Origin of the sequence: Psychromonas sp. SA13A, from assembly GCF_011378715.1 — a bacterium.
Lineage (GTDB): Bacteria > Pseudomonadota > Gammaproteobacteria > Enterobacterales > Psychromonadaceae > Psychromonas.
In genome coordinates this window covers 166,090-183,734 of sequence record NZ_WTKU01000006.1, presented here as the reverse complement: position 1 = coordinate 183,734, position 17,645 = coordinate 166,090, and the positions used below count along the sequence as shown (strand labels likewise).

General features: G+C 38.4%; 13 protein-coding genes. 6 read left to right on the top strand and 7 right to left on the bottom strand.

Annotated elements, in window-relative coordinates; translation table 11 throughout:
* Positions 1-8: 8 nt before the first annotated feature.
* From GQR44_RS08185 to fliS, 6 genes are all read right to left on the bottom strand, one after another.
* On the bottom strand, positions 9-1,454 hold the full coding sequence (locus GQR44_RS08185; protein ID WP_240923597.1) for a phosphomannomutase: 1,446 nt from the start codon (positions 1,452-1,454) through the stop codon (positions 9-11).
* A 9-nt stretch (positions 1,455-1,463) separates the two neighbouring features.
* Entirely contained in the window at positions 1,464-2,888 is a 1,425-nt protein-coding gene (locus GQR44_RS08180) for a mannose-1-phosphate guanylyltransferase/mannose-6-phosphate isomerase (RefSeq protein ID WP_166371102.1), read from the bottom strand.
* A 123-nt stretch (positions 2,889-3,011) separates the two neighbouring features.
* Positions 3,012-4,178, bottom strand: coding sequence for a UDP-4-amino-4,6-dideoxy-N-acetyl-beta-L-altrosamine transaminase (gene pseC, locus GQR44_RS08175; RefSeq protein ID WP_166371100.1), 1,167 nt, complete (start codon positions 4,176-4,178; stop codon positions 3,012-3,014).
* A complete protein-coding gene (gene pseB, locus GQR44_RS08170; RefSeq protein WP_166371098.1) occupies positions 4,175-5,176 on the bottom strand; it encodes a UDP-N-acetylglucosamine 4,6-dehydratase (inverting) in 1,002 nt (333 codons plus the stop codon). Before pseB ends, pseC begins: the two co-directional genes overlap by 4 nt.
* 42 nt (positions 5,177-5,218) lie before the next feature.
* Positions 5,219-5,518, bottom strand: coding sequence for a hypothetical protein (locus GQR44_RS08165; protein ID WP_166371096.1), 300 nt, complete (start codon positions 5,516-5,518; stop codon positions 5,219-5,221).
* A gap of 52 nt (positions 5,519-5,570) precedes the next feature.
* Positions 5,571-5,966 carry a flagellar export chaperone FliS gene (gene fliS / locus GQR44_RS08160; RefSeq protein ID WP_166371094.1) on the bottom strand — a complete coding sequence of 132 codons (396 nt, stop codon included), beginning with the start codon at positions 5,964-5,966 and terminating at the stop codon, positions 5,571-5,573.
* Between the two features lie 438 nt (positions 5,967-6,404).
* On the opposite strand from fliS, the gene GQR44_RS08155 reads away from it, so the two are divergent.
* From GQR44_RS08155 to GQR44_RS08130, 6 genes are all read left to right on the top strand, one after another.
* Entirely contained in the window at positions 6,405-7,856 is a 1,452-nt protein-coding gene (locus tag GQR44_RS08155) for a sigma-54 dependent transcriptional regulator (RefSeq protein WP_166371092.1), read from the top strand.
* Between the two features lie 273 nt (positions 7,857-8,129).
* On the top strand, positions 8,130-9,239 hold the full coding sequence (locus GQR44_RS08150; RefSeq protein WP_166371090.1) for an ATP-binding protein: 1,110 nt from the start codon (positions 8,130-8,132) through the stop codon (positions 9,237-9,239).
* A 2-nt stretch (positions 9,240-9,241) separates the two neighbouring features.
* Complete coding sequence (locus GQR44_RS08145; RefSeq protein WP_166371088.1) at positions 9,242-10,801, top strand: sigma-54 dependent transcriptional regulator; 1,560 nt, start codon at positions 9,242-9,244, stop codon at positions 10,799-10,801.
* A 147-nt stretch (positions 10,802-10,948) separates the two neighbouring features.
* Positions 10,949-11,968: a Fe(3+) ABC transporter substrate-binding protein gene (locus GQR44_RS08140; protein WP_166371086.1), complete on the top strand. Its 1,020-nt coding sequence runs from the start codon at positions 10,949-10,951 to the stop codon at positions 11,966-11,968.
* Positions 11,958-13,589, top strand: coding sequence for an iron ABC transporter permease (locus GQR44_RS08135; protein ID WP_166371084.1), 1,632 nt, complete (start codon positions 11,958-11,960; stop codon positions 13,587-13,589). The genes GQR44_RS08140 and GQR44_RS08135 overlap by 11 nt, the downstream gene beginning before the upstream one ends.
* Entirely contained in the window at positions 13,589-14,641 is a 1,053-nt protein-coding gene (locus GQR44_RS08130; RefSeq protein ID WP_166371082.1) for an ABC transporter ATP-binding protein, read from the top strand. The genes GQR44_RS08135 and GQR44_RS08130 overlap by 1 nt, the downstream gene beginning before the upstream one ends.
* A 265-nt stretch (positions 14,642-14,906) precedes the next feature.
* Here the strand turns inward: GQR44_RS08130 and glnD are convergent, their stop codons facing one another.
* The gene (glnD, locus tag GQR44_RS08125) at positions 14,907-17,522 is read right to left on the bottom strand and encodes a [protein-PII] uridylyltransferase (RefSeq protein WP_166371080.1); all 2,616 of its coding nucleotides are present in this window, start codon (positions 17,520-17,522) and stop codon (positions 14,907-14,909) included.
* Positions 17,523-17,645: the final 123 nt, after the last annotated feature.

The following is a 17,645-nucleotide window of genomic DNA, read 5'->3' as shown; positions in this document are numbered from 1 at the left end:
CTATTTTTTTATTCAAGGATAAGGTTCTGTAATGTAATTCCCTTTAAAATACAAGTAACATATTTTACAGTATCAAGGTGACAACTTGCTTCTACATAACAACGTAACTCTGGTGCATTACCCGATATTCGTAAGTGAATAATAATTCCATCAGTTAATGTTATTCTAAGCCCATCAGTTGTATCCAACTCTTTAATATTTACTTGCTTAAAACCAAACTGTATTAACATCCTTTCTGGTGCTTGTTGGATGCCTTCGATAATTGCTCGGCTTTTCTCTGGTGCAAAATTCTGTATACGGTCACTGTGAGTAAAACGCTTTGGTAGATCATTAACTAATGTGGAAATACTATTATTGTCCGCAGAGGCTAATAACATAATTGCAGGAAGTACCGCATCACGTGTAGGCAATGCTTTTAATAGTTTACCATTTAATACGATACTACTAGCAAGCATGAACCCACCATTTGCTTCAAAGCCAGCTACTGTTGTAAATTTTTTTGATAACCTTTCAAACTCAGCGATGACATAAGGAGAGCCAATTCTAGTGCGTTCAATTTCTTTAAAGCATTTGCATAATTCAATGGCGGTATTACAGTTAATTGGAACGGCAATTGCTTCAATGTTTAAAGCCTTTGCGGTTAGCAAGCCTAAAATATCTCCACGTAACCATTGGCCGTTTTCATCAGATATTAATGGACGATCACCATCACCATCCGTTGAAAAAATAGCGTCAAGTTTGTACTTCTTAGACCATATTCTCGCCATAGAAATTTCTCTGTCTGCTACTGCCTCGGTATCAATTGGAACAAAGTGCTCTGTGCGATCTAATGAAATAACTTCAGCGCCTAGTTTTTCAAAAATGCGATAATAAAGATCTCTACCTGCACTTGAGTGCTCATAAACCCCTATTCTTTTTCCCTTTAAAGGAGTGTCAAATAATGACGTATAACGCGCAATATATGCTTCTGAGGCTCGATTAGATATATTCAATATTCGAAGGTTTTTAAGATGGTAGAATTCAATGTTTTCAGAGAGAATTGATTTCTCATCGGCTTTACTAATTTCACCATCAGGGCGATAAAACTTAAGGCCATTTCGATCAAAGGGGATATGGCTTCCTGTAACCATTATCGCTGGGATTTTATCCTCCATGGCGATGTTTGCTAAAGCGGGGGTTGGTACAACACCAAAATAAATAACTTTAATGTTTAGCTGCGTTAAAGCACTTGCGCAAGCCTGTGCCATTGCATAGCTACTTGGGCGATTATCAATGGCAATCGCGATTGTTTGAAAGTTGAACGTTCTTTTTATACTGCCAACAAATGCGACGGTAAAAGCTGCACAAACCTCTGCGCTGAACTGTGAAACTAATCCTCGCACACCACTAGTTCCAAACACAATTCCACTTTCTCTCATTACCTTTGCACTATCTAACATAAAGTCATTAATCATCGTTATACCTTAAATTCGTCCGTAACGGTCTTTAAAACGAACAATATCGTCTTCGCCTAGGTATGTACCGGATTGCACTTCAATCATTTCTAAGGGAACTTTCCCCGGATTTTCTAGAGCATGAATAATACCAATAGGAATAAACGTTGATTCATTTTCAGCGAGAAGGAATGTGTTATCACCATTGGTAACTTTAGCCGTACCTGAAACCACTATCCAATGCTCTGCTCTATGGTGATGCATCTGAATTGATAATTTTTCACCAGCTTTAACTGTAATTCTCTTCACTTGGTAACTATGACCGTTATCAATAGACTCGTATTTTCCCCAAGGGCGGTAAACTTCGCGGTGAATCTTATATTCATCGCTATTTTTATTTTTTAGTTCTTCTACAATATTTTTGACATCTTGAACTTTATCTTTTGATGCCACTAATAGCGCGTCTTTGGTATCAATGATGATCATTCCTTCTAAGCCTACCGCCGTAACAAGACGCTCTCCCGCATGAATCAGACAGTTTGAAGTGTCCTGTAAAATAATATTTCCAATGTTGGCATTTCCTCGTGAATCCTTGTCATTCATTTCCCATAGGGCAGACCATGAGCCAATATCATTCCATCCCGCATCTAACGGTACTACAACCGCATCATCTGTTTTTTCCATTATCGCGTAATCAATTGACTCATTAGGACAGTTACTAAACTCTTGTTCATCTATGCGTATAAAATCTTGATCTCGAGATGTCTTTTCTAAAGATTTTTTACAAGCTACGTATATATCGGGGCGAAATTTTTCTAACTCTTGTAGATAACGACTTGCTCTGAATAAAAACATGCCACTGTTCCAATAATATTCACCAGACTCTAAATATTGTGTTGCTGTTTTAGAGTCTGGCTTTTCGACAAATTCAGCAACCTGATAAGATTCACTTTGAGTTTTTTCTATTATCGTATTATCGAGAGATTTCCCACGCTTTATATAACCATATCCGGTATGTGCTTCGGTAGGTACAATTCCAAAAGTAACCAGTTTACCTTGATTAGCGAGTTGGACTGCTTGATTAACTGCATGGGTAAATGCAGCCTTATTTTCAATGGTGTGATCAGCGGCTAATACGAGAAGTAGAGGGTCGTTATTATTTTTGGTGATCTCTGCTATTAGTGCGACAGCAGGTGCTGTATTTCTACCAACAGGCTCTAATATAATCGAGCCATTACTTTCTATTTCACGTAATTGCTCGGCAGCAATAAAGCGATGGTCTTCATTGCAAACAACTTGCGGTGCGCTAACGTCTAGGTTTGATAACCTCAACACCGTTTCTTGCAACATTGTTCTATTTCCCTGTAAAGCTAGAAACTGTTTAGGGTACAAGGAACGACTAAGTGGCCATAAACGGGAGCCTGAACCACCTGCTAAAATAATGGGCGTTATCATAAATTATCCGAGAGTATTATGTATGAATGTCGACGAAACAACTTCAGTAAAAATAAGATTCAGTATTAACTCTACTCGTTCCATATCAATGAAGAAAAAATGCAACATGAGATAAGTAATTTACTATAATTTTTCTTTCAATATTATATTTAAATACGAGATCACTGCCTGTAGTTCATTATCAGAAAGCTGAACAAAAATTGGAATGCTAAATGCACTAGAGTAATACTTTTCCGCATTGGGAAAGTCACCCGCTTTAAACCCCATATTTTGGAAGTAGGGTTGCAAATGTACTGGTATATAATGCAAGTTAACGCCAATACCATTTTCTCTAAGTTCATTAAAAACTTGTTGATGAGTTTTATCTATCTTATCGAGTTCTAATTGAATGATATAAAGGTGCCAAGCAGAATCTGTAGTTTCTAGTTGTTTAGGTAAAATAATGGGTAATCCGGCCAACTTTTGACTATATAGTGCAGCAATTGCTTTTCGCTTTGTTACAAACTCAGTTAAGCGTTTCAACTGACTGATGCCTAACGCTGCATGCAAATCACTCATGCGATAATTAAAACCCAATTCAAGCTGTTGGTAGTACCAATCACCGTGAGAAGGTTCGGTCATCAACGACTCTTCTCTAGTTATGCCGTGAGAACGTAATCGCTGCATTGATGCAGATAAGTGCGGACAATTAGTGGTGGCTACTCCACCTTCTGCGGTTGTCACTATTTTAACTGGGTGAAAGCTAAAGACGGTTATGTCGCTATAACGACAATTACCAATAGGTTTACCCTGATATTTTCCGCCAATCGCATGAGCCGCATCTTCAATGATCTTAAAATCATACTCAATACTGAGTTGGTGGATCTTTTGCATATCGGATGATTGACCGGCTAAGTGAACAGGAATAACAACTTTTGGTAGTTTGTTTTGTTGCTTGGCAAGTTTGAGTTTCTTTCTTAATTCAATAGGGCACAGATTATAAGTTTGTTTATCAATATCAACAAAATCGATACTAGCGCCACAATATAAAGCACAATTAGCGCTGGCAACAAAGGTAATAGGGCTTGTCCAAACAATATCACCTTTACCCACACCTAAAGCTAAACAAGCAATATGTAACGCAGAGGTAGCTGAGTTTACTGCAACAGCATGCTCACTTTGTGTTACATCATTAATCGCTTTTTCAAAGGGAGGAACCTGAGGACCTTGTGTTAAAAAGTCAGATTTTAACACACCAATAACAGCATCAATATCATGTTGATTAATATCTTGCTTACCGTAAGGAATCATTTTTCTGCTAACTCATTAAGCTTTAGTAATTCTGATTGTGTTAAGAAATGGGTATTATTTTTAGAGTTATATTCATAACCATGTTCAACAAGCTTTCCTTTTTCATTAATGTCATTAATGGTGAAGTCATTACTACGATTAAAAAACTTAATTGAAGGCGCAATAATGAAATGATCGTCATATTCATAGGTATGGTATGAGTCATCCGCTGGACACATTATTTCATGCAGTTTTTCACCTGGGCGAATACCTACAATTGTAGTGTTTAAATTAGGAGCCATTGCTTTGGCTAGATCCAGTATGCGCATAGAAGGAATTTTAGGAACAAATATTTCACCACCTAACATGCGTAAAAAATTCTTTAAAACAAAATCCACACCGTCTTGTAATGTTATCCAGAAACGAGTCATTTCAGGGTGTGTGATCGGAATTTCTGTTGCACCATCATTAATTAATTTATCAAAGAAAGGGACAACACTACCGCGAGAACCAGCAACATTTCCGTAGCGTACAACAGAAAACAGAGTTTGATGCCCACCTGACATATTATTAGCTGCAATAAAAAGCTTATCGGAAGCCAATTTAGTTGCTCCATATAAATTAATTGGGTTAGCGGCTTTATCGGTCGAGAGTGCGATGACTTTTTTGACGTTGTGATGAAGCGCTGCATGAATTACATTTTCAGCCCCATTGATATTTGTCTTTATGCACTCGGTCGGATTGTATTCAGATGCAGGTACATGCTTCATGGCTGCTGCATGAATAACATAGTCAACACCATTCATTGCTTGAATTAAGCGGTCTTTATCACGTACATCGCCAATAAAGTAACGCATACAAGGGACATTGAACTCTTGCTGCATTTCAAATTGTTTAAGTTCATCACGAGAAAAGATAATTATTTTTTTAGGTTGGTAACGCTCGAGTAATGTTTTGACATACTTTCTGCCAAATGAGCCAGTCCCACCGGTTATTAAAATAGATTGGTTGTTAAACATGATGACCTTAAAAATGAGGTAGCGAGTGTGATTAAATAAATTTTATTTATATGCTTTTATTTTTTTTTTGTTGCGTTGCAATGCTAGTGATTTATCTTTTAAGATTTTGACGCTATTATCGGCTTTTTCTTGCAATACACTAATTTTTTTCTTAAGTCTTTTAAGTGGCTCAATCACACTTAATAATTCATTTTCAGAGTGTTTAGTGAGGAAATCTTTTAATAAGTCTCCAAAGAGATCTTGTTGTTGTCTAAATGATTCGTACTCTTCCTCAACTATCAATAGATTGAGTTTTTTTTCAAATTCAAATAGTACTTCAAGTTTAGCGTTGATGTTAGTCATTAAAGATCCGATTTAAGCGTTTTATTAGCGATTGTGTATTTAACGAATAGTATTAACGGTTATATTGCTGACGAATATCTTGTGGAATGCCATCCCAACCGGATTTTATTTCAGTGATTAAAGCACCGACTTCGGTTAATGGTTCTGTTGTATTTTTTAAGTTCGCTTGGTTAACTTGGCGAACCATATAGCTGTACAAGTCATATAGGTTAGTTGATAGATCTCCACCTTTTTCCATATCTAAACTATTTTGTAATTCACCAATTAAGCCAATCACTTTTCTAAGCATTTTATTTTTATTTTCAAAATCTTTACGATCAATTGCGCCTTTTGCACCTGCTAGATTACCCAGTATATGCTGCATTATCAGGGATATAAGGGTATGAGGATCTGCTTGTTCGATATTGTTCATATTGGAGTTTTGATATTGTTGGACAGAGCGACGCATAGTTATTTCCTTGCTAAAAATATTTAATCTATCGTAAGCAGTGTACTTCTAGTTTCTATAATTACACTGTTATTTATATTGTTTTTTTAAGCCTTGTTGATTCTCGGTATATTTTGTCATTTAAGCGAACTTGTACACTCGTATAGACAAGCCATCGTAGTATTAATCTACATATAGTAGGTCAATCTCCAGCTAGGTTGTACTAAAGCAACATATAATGGGAATACAAGCAAAATATATACCATTTTTATTTTTTTAATGATTTTCAATTATTTTACTTATGACAGTCGTATAAATATTGTTATTTATACTACCTCTAAAGGTTTATTGTGTCATTTTACAGGCATCGTCATCTTTTTGACGATTTTTCAATGCAAATATTAAAAATTGTTCTATCATAACCTTCACATCTTGGTTTCTTTGATATGAGTACTGATTATGCCACAACGCCCGCCGATTTATTTAGTCGATACAACCGCTCAACAGGTAGAGATATTACAAACTGTTTTACATTTTGTTGGTGAAGCTTATCAAACGGTTGCTGTTGAACAATTAGCGCAACAGGTAGAGCAACAAGCGCCTTTGTGCGTTATTTATGGCAATCAACATCAGCAATTGGATGCACTACTAAATAGCTTTGCTAAGACTCCTTTTATTAGTATCTCTGGGCAAGTGGCGAGTGTCGACAGTAATCACATCGGTGTGCTTCATTTACCTATCGTCTATTCAGAGTTGACGCAGTTATTACATTATTGCCAAACCTATTCGAATCCAAATCATAAATTAAGTAAAGCCAATAAATATTTAATTACCTCTTTAGTGGGCAAAGGGTTACGTATTCAAGAAATTCGTTATTTAGTAGAGCAAGTAGCTGAAAGTAATGCCAATGTGTTGGTTCTAGGCGAATCAGGAACTGGTAAAGAGGTGGTTGCGCGTGCTATCCATGAAGTATCTGGCCGAAATAAAGGGCCTTTTGTACCGGTTAACTGTGGTGCTATTCCCGCTGAACTATTAGAGAGTGAATTATTTGGGCATGAAAAGGGCGCGTTTACTGGCGCTTTTTCTGCTCGTAAAGGGCGTTTTGAGTTGGCTGAAGGCGGGACGCTATTTTTAGATGAAATTGGCGACATGCCAATGCCGATGCAAGTGAAATTATTACGTGTGCTACAGGAAAGAACCTTTGAAAGAGTCGGTGGCAATAAATCTTTGCAGGCGGATGTGCGCATTGTAGCGGCAACCCATAGAAACTTAGAAGAGATGATTATTGCAGGTTCTTTTCGAGAAGATCTGTTTTATCGTTTAAATGTATTTCCTATTGAAAAGCCTGCATTACGTGATCGCCAAGAAGATATTCCTTTGTTGCTACAGGAGTTGTTATCTCGATTAGAAAAGGAACATAAAGCGACACTGCGTTTTACTCAACGTGCGTTAGATTCATTAATGAAACATGCTTGGCCTGGAAATGTGCGTGAGCTGTCTAATTTATTAGAGCGTTTATTAATCTTACACAGTAATAAAATAGTGGATGTGACTGAGTTACCGGTTAAATATCGTTACTTAGATGAGCAGGGTGAGGCGGTTGAACATATTCACTATAACCCAGAAGAAGAAGCATTGATGGAACGTGATGCGTTATCGGGTATGTTTGGTGATGCGCCTATTTTATCCGACGAAAGTGAAATGCACGATGAATCACTTGGATTTTTAGGGCATTTGCCTGCGGAAGGCATGAATTTAAAGAATAAGTTAGTCGAGTTTGAAATTGAGATGATTCGTCAAGCGATTGACTCTCAAGATGGTGTGGTGTCACATGCTGCTGAGTTATTATCGATGCGTCGAACCACCTTGGTAGAAAAAATGAAAAAATATGGGTTGAATAAAGAAGGCTAAGCTATCTATTAAGCTAATCATCAAACTGATTAGCCAAACTAAGTATTAAAGTCATCTTCAAAAAGTAGCATCAAAAGTAATATCAAAAGTTAAGCTGAATATTTAGCGATACTTTTACATCAGAAACCGCGCTTTTAATTGTGCGGTTTTTTCATTTTTAGCACTGTCATTTTTATGGCTATTTACTTTTATCTTACTGTAAAGTAATCGGTTTATTCGATTGGCATAATAACTGCTTAGTAGTGATATCTATCTTAATTTTTAGGTGTTGCTATGACAACTTCACAATCAACAAATAATACGCCATTACAAACTGAACGTTATGTCGGTGAGCTGCAGCAGTTACGTGCTCAAGCGAACTACATGGATCAATTGTATAAAGAATTGCCGTCTGGATTGATTGTGATTAATGGTAATGGGATTGTGGAGCAAGCAAACCGTGTTGCCGTGCAGTTGTTAGGTGAACCCTTAGAGAATATGCTTTGGGGTGATGTGATTAAACGCTCTTTTAGCCCTAAAAATGACGATGGCCATGAAATATCATTGAAGAATGGTCGCCGTATTCAGTTATCTATCTCCTCTTTGCAAGGTCAGCCTGGCCAGCTTATTCTACTTACGGATCTTACCCATACTCGTCAACTACAAGAGCATGTTGCAACATTAAAACGTTTATCCTCTTTAGGTAAAATGGTGGCGTCATTAGCGCACCAAATCCGCACTCCATTATCGGCGGCTATGTTATATGGCGCTAACCTTGCCAATAAAACTTTAAATGAAAGCTCTCGTGCTCGCTTTCAAGGCAAGTTAATGAACCGCCTGCAAGATTTAGAAACACAAGTGAACGATATGTTGTTATTTGCCCGTAGTGGTGAACAGAAGATTGTAGAGGAAGTCTCCGTTGCAACATTATTAGAAGAAGTACAAGAAGCCAGTGATGCGATGTTATTAAGTGTTAATGGCCATTTGCAGTGTCGTTTACCTAATCCTGATCTATTTATTCTGGCTAATAAAAATGCATTAACCAGTGCCATGACCAACCTTATCTCAAATGCAATTGAAGCTACCGGTGAAGGGGCTCAATTATATATTAGTGCTGTGCAACGAGGTGCTTCGCATTTAGAAATCTCTGTGATGGACAATGGGCCTGGTATTGAAAAACAACGTTTAGCGCAGGTGATGGAAGCTTTTTATACCACTAAATCTCAAGGCACAGGTCTTGGCCTTGCGGTGGTGCAAAGTGTTGCTCAGGCGCATAGTGGCACGGTGGAAGTAAAGTCGGAAGTCGGCAAGGGGAGCTGTTTTACTTTAGTGTTGCCCTTGCACCGTATTGCTGAGTTTAGAGAAAAGAACAATGTACAAATGAGCAAGGTAATAGGAGCTTAATTATGTCGCATAATCAATCACAGGGTCGATTATTAGTGGTAGAAGATGATGCTGGATTACGTGAAGCGTTAATTGATACTTTGTTATTAGCAGGTTATGACTGTCAAGAAGTCGACAGTGGCGAAGCGGCGTTGGTTGAACTTAATAAAGCATCACTTGGTAAATCACGTTACGACTTGGTGATCAGTGATATCCAAATGGGCGGCATGAGTGGTTTAACCTTATTGCAAAATATTAAAAGCCTTCATCCTGAAATACCTGTTTTATTGATGACGGCTTACGCAACTATTGATGATGCGGTCAAAGCCATTCGCGATGGTGCCATTGATTATTTAGCAAAGCCTTTTTCACCTGAGGTGTTATTAAATCAAGTTAGTCGTTATGCGCCTGTACATAAAGTGCCTTCGTGTACGCCTATATTTGGCGACCCTAATACTGCGGCTTTATTTAAAATGGCTGAAAAAGTGGCGGTTTCCGATGCCTCAGTAATGATCACTGGCCCAAGTGGTTCAGGTAAAGAAGTGTTATCACGTTATTTACACGATAAATCATCGCGTAAGGATGAAGCTTTTGTGGCGATTAACTGTGCGGCTATCCCCGATACTATGCTTGAATCTACTTTATTTGGTTATGAGAAAGGGGCCTTTACTGGCGCTGTTCAAGCTTGCCCTGGTAAATTTGAACAGGCGCAAAACGGCACGATTTTATTAGATGAAATTAGCGAAATGCCCTTAGAGTTACAAGTTAAGCTATTGCGTGTTTTACAAGAAAGAGAAGTGGAGCGTTTAGGCTCACGTAAAACGATTAAATTAAATATTCGTGTATTAGCCACCAGTAATCGTGATATTAAAAAAGCGGTAGAAGCGGGGACTTTCCGTGAAGATTTGTATTATCGCTTGAATGTTTTTCCACTACAGTGGTTACCGCTAAAGCAGCGTAAAGGCGATATTATTCCACTTGCTGAACACTTATTATCACGTCACGCAAAGGAGCAATCTTCTGCGATCCCTTCATTATCGGAAGCGGCTAAGCAATGTTTATTTGCTTATTCATGGCCAGGCAATGTGCGTGAATTAGATAATGTAATGCAACGTGCCTTGATTTTAGGTAATGATGATGTGATTGACTGTGACGCGCTGATTTTAGAAGATCAACAATTTGAGCATATGCAACAACCAAATACATCAACGACCACAGCGCAAGCTCAATCAGCAGCAATGGATGCTGTTTCGACAGGTCACGTTGATTTTCGCTCTGAGGGGCTAGTGCATAGTAATAGTACCAACAATAATAATAGCGACTTTGATAGTGACCTTGGTAAAAACCCTACTAGCGACTCTGATAACGCAACAATAAGTAGTAATGCAGTAAGGACTGAAACTGAAGAGCCAGAAGCTTTAGGGCAAGGTCTCAAACAGCAAGAGCAAAAGATTATATTAGAAGCATTACAGACCTGTCGTGGTAAGCGTAAAGATGTGGCAGAGTTACTGGGTATTAGTCCTCGCACATTGCGTTATAAAATTGCGCGGATGAAAGAACAAGGCATTGCTTTACCTGCGTAAAAAATAATAACCTTAGATCACATACAACGATCTTTGACAGAATATGACACTTTTTATGCATTAATTGGGCTATTACACTTGTAAATAAGAATTGTTATCATTAGAATGCCGTTCTATTGATCATCACGCTTATTTATGGGAAACAATATGTCTATTAAAAAAAGTTTAACAGTTTTGTTAGCAGGTACATCGGCACTTGCGAGTTCAATGTCTTTTGCTGCTGAAGAAGTAAACGTATATTCGTATCGCCAACCGTTTTTAATTGAGCCGATGATGAAAGAGTTCACCGCTGAAACGGGCGTTAAAGTGAATATTCTATTTGCTAAAAAAGGCCTGATTGAGCGTATTAAGCGTGAAGGTAAATTATCTACAGCCGATCTTATGTTAACGTCTGATTTTAGCCGCTTAACTATGTTTACGGAAGAAGGTCTAGCACAGCCAGTTGATAGCGACATTCTAAATAAAAACATTCCGAGTCAATTTCATGGCGCTGAAAAACAGTGGTACGCATTAACTAGCCGTGCACGTAACATTTATTCTTCTGTAGAGCGTGTTGGTCCTGCTCCTACTATTACTTACCAAGATTTAGCGACACCTGCTTTTAAAGGCAAAGTATGTATGCGCTCTGGTAAACACCCTTACAATGTTTCTTTGTTAGCGTCTATTATTGCTCACGAAGGTGAAGCAAAAGCAAAAACTTGGTTAGAAGGTTTAAAAGCAAACTTAGCACGTAAACCACAGGGTAATGACCGTGCACAAGTTAAAGCCGTTAAAGAAGGTTTATGTGATTACGCTTTAACTAACAGTTACTACTTGGGTAAAATGTTAAACGATCCAAAACAAGTTGCTTGGGCTGAATCAGTTCATATCAATTTCCCTAATCAAGCTACGACGGGCACACATGTTAACGTAAGTGGTATTGCACTGACTAAGTACGCACCTAATAAAAACAATGCTATCAAATTGATGGAATTCCTATCGGGTGATGTTGCACAGAAGATGTATGCTGAAATCAATTACGAATATCCTGTAAAAGAAGATGTACAACCTTCTAAATTGGTTGCATCATGGGGCAAGTTTAAAGCAGACGATATCAAACTATCTGATATTGCTGCGCAACATCAAGCCGCCATTAAGTTACTGGATGAAGTGAAATTTGATCTCTAAGTCGTTCAACCTGTACAAGTTACTGCCTTGGGTAGTAACTTGTATTTTGTTATCCCCTGTTCTTGCTATATTTTTCAGCGCTTTCTCTGTCGACGAAAGTGGTAGTTTTCAACACCTGATTGATACCGTTTTATCAACGTATATTAGTAACTCACTGTTAGTTATAGTGTATGTTGTTCTATTAAGTATTCTGTTTGCTTTGCCCTGTGCTTGGTTTGTGGCCTGTTGTGAGTTTCCTACTCGTGAGAAGTTACAGTGGATGCTGATGTTACCCCTCGCTATGCCGCCCTATATTATCGCGATTGTTTATACCGATTTATTAGACTTTGCTGGCCCTGTACAGTTAACGATACGGGCTTTGTTTCACTGGCAACCTAGCGATTATTATTTCCCTGAAGTGCGCACCTTATTTGGTGCTTCTGTTATTTTAGCGTTATCGCTTTTTCCTTATTTATATCTGTTATTACGTGGCGCTTTTTTAACGCAATCTGCGGGATTATTTCAAGCGGCAAGAACCTTAGGTGTCCCTCCTTTACGTGCCTTTTGGCGAGTCAGTATTCCTTTATCTCGTTCTGCGATGGCAGTGGGCGTCTCATTAATCGCCATGGAAACATTAGGTGATTTTGCCACGGTTAACTATTTTGCTGTGCATACGCTAACCACCGCCATCTACGATACTTGGTTAGAATTAGGCAGTTTGACTACCGCCGCCAAAATATCGTCTTTAATGCTGTTAGCGATTGTGATTCTAATCTCCTTAGAAAGTTATAGTCGCCGTAAACAACAAGTTTATCAGCGTAATGGTAGTGGCAATACCGAGTTACGTTTTGTATTAACGGGTTGGCAAAAGTGGGGCGTATTAGCATTCACTTGGTCGTTATTAGCTTTCTCTTTATTTATACCGATTGCGACGCTTTTATATTATGCGGTTAACTATTTTAATGCTTCGTTAAACAATGACTTAATGCACTACACCCTAAATAGTCTGTGGTTAGCTTTTTTAGTTGCAATACTGGCTATATTAGTGGCGCTGCTGGTTAACTTTTATCAACGTTTAAGCCCTGGCTTAGGTGCAAAATCTAGCATTCGCCTGTCTTCACTTGGTTATGCGGTACCGGGGACTGTGGTTGCGATTGGTGTGTTGATCCCGCTTACGAGTATCGATTTATGGTTAAATGATGTGTTGCTAGCTTGGGACCTTAAACCTGTTGGGTTGCTGTTATCTGGTTCATTGGTTATTTTAGTATTAGGTTATTTAGTACGTTTTAGTGCTATTGCGGTAGGCAGTATCGATAGTAGTTTAGTACAGGTTTCACCGTCGTTAGATCTTGCTTCTAGAACCCTAGGTAATGGCCCTGTTAAAACACTTTGGCGGGTTAATGTTCCATTAATTAGAAAAGGCATGCTTACGGCTTTTATTTTAGTTTTTATTGAATCTATGAAAGAATTGCCTGCGGCGCTTTTATTGCGACCTTTTAATTTTGAAACATTAGCCACTTACGTTTATCAATTTGTATCCGATGAGATGATAGAGCTAGCAGCATTGCCTGCGCTAATGATTATTGTATTAGGCTTAGTTCCTTTTATTGTGGTAAATCGTTTGTTGGAGAAAAAAACTTAATGAGTGCGTTAAATATCCAAAATTTAAGCTGTTCTTATCAAAAAACAGCGGTCTTAGAAAACTTGGATCTGAGCTTACATGATAATGAAATTGTGTGCTTATTAGGTGAAAGTGGCTGTGGTAAAACTACCTTACTAAGAGCGGTTGCCGGTTTGCAAACAGAATTAACCGGGCAAATTAGTATTCGTCAAAAAATATTAAACGATCCACAAACCTATGTTCCACCTGAACTGAGAAAAATAGGCCTTATTTTTCAAGATTATGCACTTTTTCCACATTTAAATGTTTTTGATAATGTCGCTTTTTCACTAAGCAAAATGACTAAGCAAGAAAAACAACAGCGTGTGCAGGAAGTCCTGGCGCTAGTGCAATTAAGCGACCTTAGTGCGCGTTTCCCGCATCAATTATCTGGCGGACAACAACAGCGTATCGCTATTGCACGTGCTTTAGCTTATCAGCCTGATTTAATGCTGTTAGATGAACCTTTTTCTAATTTAGACCAGCATGTACGTTTTCAATTAATCCATGAGATCCGTCAATTATTTAAGCAGCGTCAAATGAGTGCTTTATTTGTGACTCACTCTAAAGAAGAAGGTTTTGCTTTTGCTGACCGTATTGCACTGATGCAAGCGGGAAAAATTGTACAAATAGATACGGCTCAAAAATTGTATCGTAAACCTAACTCTCCCTATGTCGCTAATTTTATGGGACAAGCTAACTATATTGATGTGCAAGTGGTGGACAAATACAGTTACCAAAGTTGTTTTGGTTTATTAGGCAGTAATAGCGTGATTGAACAAACGATTGGTAAGCAGTTACGTTTGTTATTACGTCCCGAGCATATTGAGATAACCCCTGACCTAAAAGGCGAAGCAACGGTCAAACAGGTTGATTTTCAAGGTGCATTACAACAAATCAGTGTGCTATTCGCTGGGCAAGAGTTCACCGTGAGATACAGTAATAGTAGTAGCGAATGTTTAGCGTTTAGTGTTGGTGATAGAGTTTCTTTGACTATATTGAATCATGAATTTGTTACCTTTGAGAATTGCTAGTCGACGCTGACTCTGAGTATCGTCTGACTTTAATTTTTGATGTGCTAGATGATAGCTTAGTGAATTACTAGCTTATAGATTACTGGGTTACAGGTTTACGCTAGTAAATTAATTAATAGCTTAATAGTGAGCAGAATAAGAAAAGCCAGCGATGCAATGTATCGCTGGCTTTTTGTTTTTCAAGCGTACCTTTTTAAAGTGCGCTTGTTTCTAGTGTGCGATGGCAGTGACAGTAAAAGTAAAAAAGAAAATAAAGTGCAAGCGATTAAGTACTTGGGCTTAGCTCGTACATTAAACTCGCCTTTAAGCTCTCTTCTTGCTCTTTTGTCAGTGAATCCCCGTCAGCAGTGGAGACGATAAATAAATCTTCTGCACGTTCGCCTATGGTCGATATTTTCGCTGTATCAAGCATTAAACCGTGATCTACAAATACAGTTCCTATATTAGCCAGAATACCGGGCGCATCGAATGCTACCACTTCAATCTGAGTGCGTTTACGACGTGTTGGTAGAAACGTTATTTTAGGCTCAAATTTAAAGGGACGCTTAACTCGCTCCAGTCTAATGATGTTGGAGTTAACCACATCTGGTTTTAATAACGTATCTGTTATCGCTTCTCGCAAACGTTGAATTTTATCGTCATCAATATGCTCACCATCTTCTTCTAATACGGTAAAGGTACTGAGTGAATAATTATCTCGGCTAGAGAGAATTTTTGCATCGTGCACACTTAGTTTCTTATTATCTATTTCAGTCACAACGGAAGAGAATAAAAGTGGCATATCTTTATGATAAACAAATATCTCACTGCCCCCGCGTGCGTTATTAGTACTGATCAAAACCAAAGGTTTAGTGTGGTCTTGGTGATGTAATAAGTTCTGCGTGTGCCAGCAAATCTGTGCCGAGGTATAACGGAAAAAATAATTGAGCCTAAAGCGTTTCCATAATGGCTTCACTTTTTCTTCGCTAATTCCTAACTCAGCTAAAATACCCAATGCTTTTAATTGGCGATCTCTAATACGATCACGAATATCCGGTGGATTTTCTAAACCACGACGTAACATGGTCAGTGTTTTGTAATAGAGGTCACGTAATAAAGTGCCTTTCCAGCTATTCCATGTTTCCTCGTTGGTTGCACAAATGTCAGCCACGGTTAAGCAATACAATAAGTTAAGGTATTTTTCATCACGCACGGTTTTAGCAAAGGTAATAATAACATTAGGATCACTGATATCACGGCGCTGGGCGGTAACAGACATGGTTAAATGTTGTTCTACTAACCAAGCAACTACTTTTCCTTCATGGCGAGTAAGTCCATGCAATTCACAAAACGCTAAGGCATCCACTGCACCTAATGTTGAGTGATCACCTTGTTGGCCTTTAGCAATATCATGGAAAATAGTGGCTAAGAATAACAGCTCAGGTTTTTCTAACTTTTTATATATTTCATGGGCTAGTGGATGCTCGGCTTTGCTTCTTGGGTAGTTATAGATGAATTTAGCGAGCTTATGCGTATGTGCGTCCACCGTGTAAGCATGAAACAGATCGAACTGCATTTGCCCGACGATACGGCTCCATTGTGGAATGTAAGCGGCTAACACACCATATTCATACATTAAGGTAAAAGGGATGCCCATGCCGCGAGGATGCCTAATAATTTGCATAAATACAGCGCGACATTCTGGAATATTTTGCAACCAATGGGTCAAGCAGCGTCTTGCCTCACGCAGTTCGCGTAACGTGCTTGAATAAATACCTTTAATACGTGAGTCATCGGCAATATGCACAAACAGTTGTAATATCGCTTCAGGGTTATCCTGAAAGTAACCGGAGGTGGTTAGCTCGATTTTATTACCACGGATTCGAAAATTGTCATCGATATCATGAAATTCAGTAGTCGTTACATTACCTAAAATCGCTTCATCAAAATATTGTAGTAACATTTCGTTAAGCTCTTTTACACGGCGAATAGTTTGATAGAACATCTTCATCATCTGTTCTACGGCTTCATTGCGCTGACCTGTGTAGCCTAATAGCTTTGCTACTTCACTTTGGAAATCAAATAGTAAGCGGTTATCTGGGCGGTTTGTGACTGTATGTAAAGCAAAACGTATGGTCCAAAGCTGCGACTGACAATCACTAACTTCGTGGTATTCACCCTGTGTGATATAACCGTAAGTAGTTAATTCTAATAGGCTATGAGCATCAAAGTGACGTTTGGAAACCCAGGCAATAGTCTGAATATCTCGTAAACCACCACAACCATTTTTAATATCTGGTTCTAGGTTATATCCATCACCTCGGCAGTTTTTATGGCGTCCAAACTGCTCTTCTTTTTTGACTGTAAAAAATTCATCCGATGGCCAAAAGTCATCTTTACTAATCAGCTCTTGTAGTTTTTCAAAGGTACTTTCATTGCCTTTAATCAAGCGAGATTCAATCATGCTGGTGGCAACAGTAATATCGGCTTTACCCTGCTCTAAACAATCCTTTAGGGTGCGAACGCTATTACCCACATCCAGTTTTAGATCCCAGAGTAGGGTGATTAATTGCCCTATTTTTTCTTCTGATTGTTTACTAAAACCATGGTCTGAAAGTATTAACAGGTCGATATCAGATTTGGGGTGTAGTTCACCACGGCCATATCCACCGACAGCTAAAAGACTTAAATCATAGCTTTCATCTAATCCGACTAAGTTCCATAAACGACTTAAAAGTTCATCAACATAACGTGCACGTAAGGACACAATTTTATTAATGTTTTTTTTCGCTTTGAATTGTTCAAGTTGCCAGTCAGAAAATCGTTTTAGATGTTTTTTGATGAAAGGAATAGTGAGATCTTGTTGTTGAATTTGTAGCGGGGAATACTGTTCAAAGTCCATTTAATGCCTCGATTTTATGCCTTAACGTAGTGCCTCAACGAGATGCTTCGATATTAACGGCCCGATATTAGCGCCTTGATAATAGCCAGTACGTTATTGAAAATGTGCTGGCTATTTACGTTC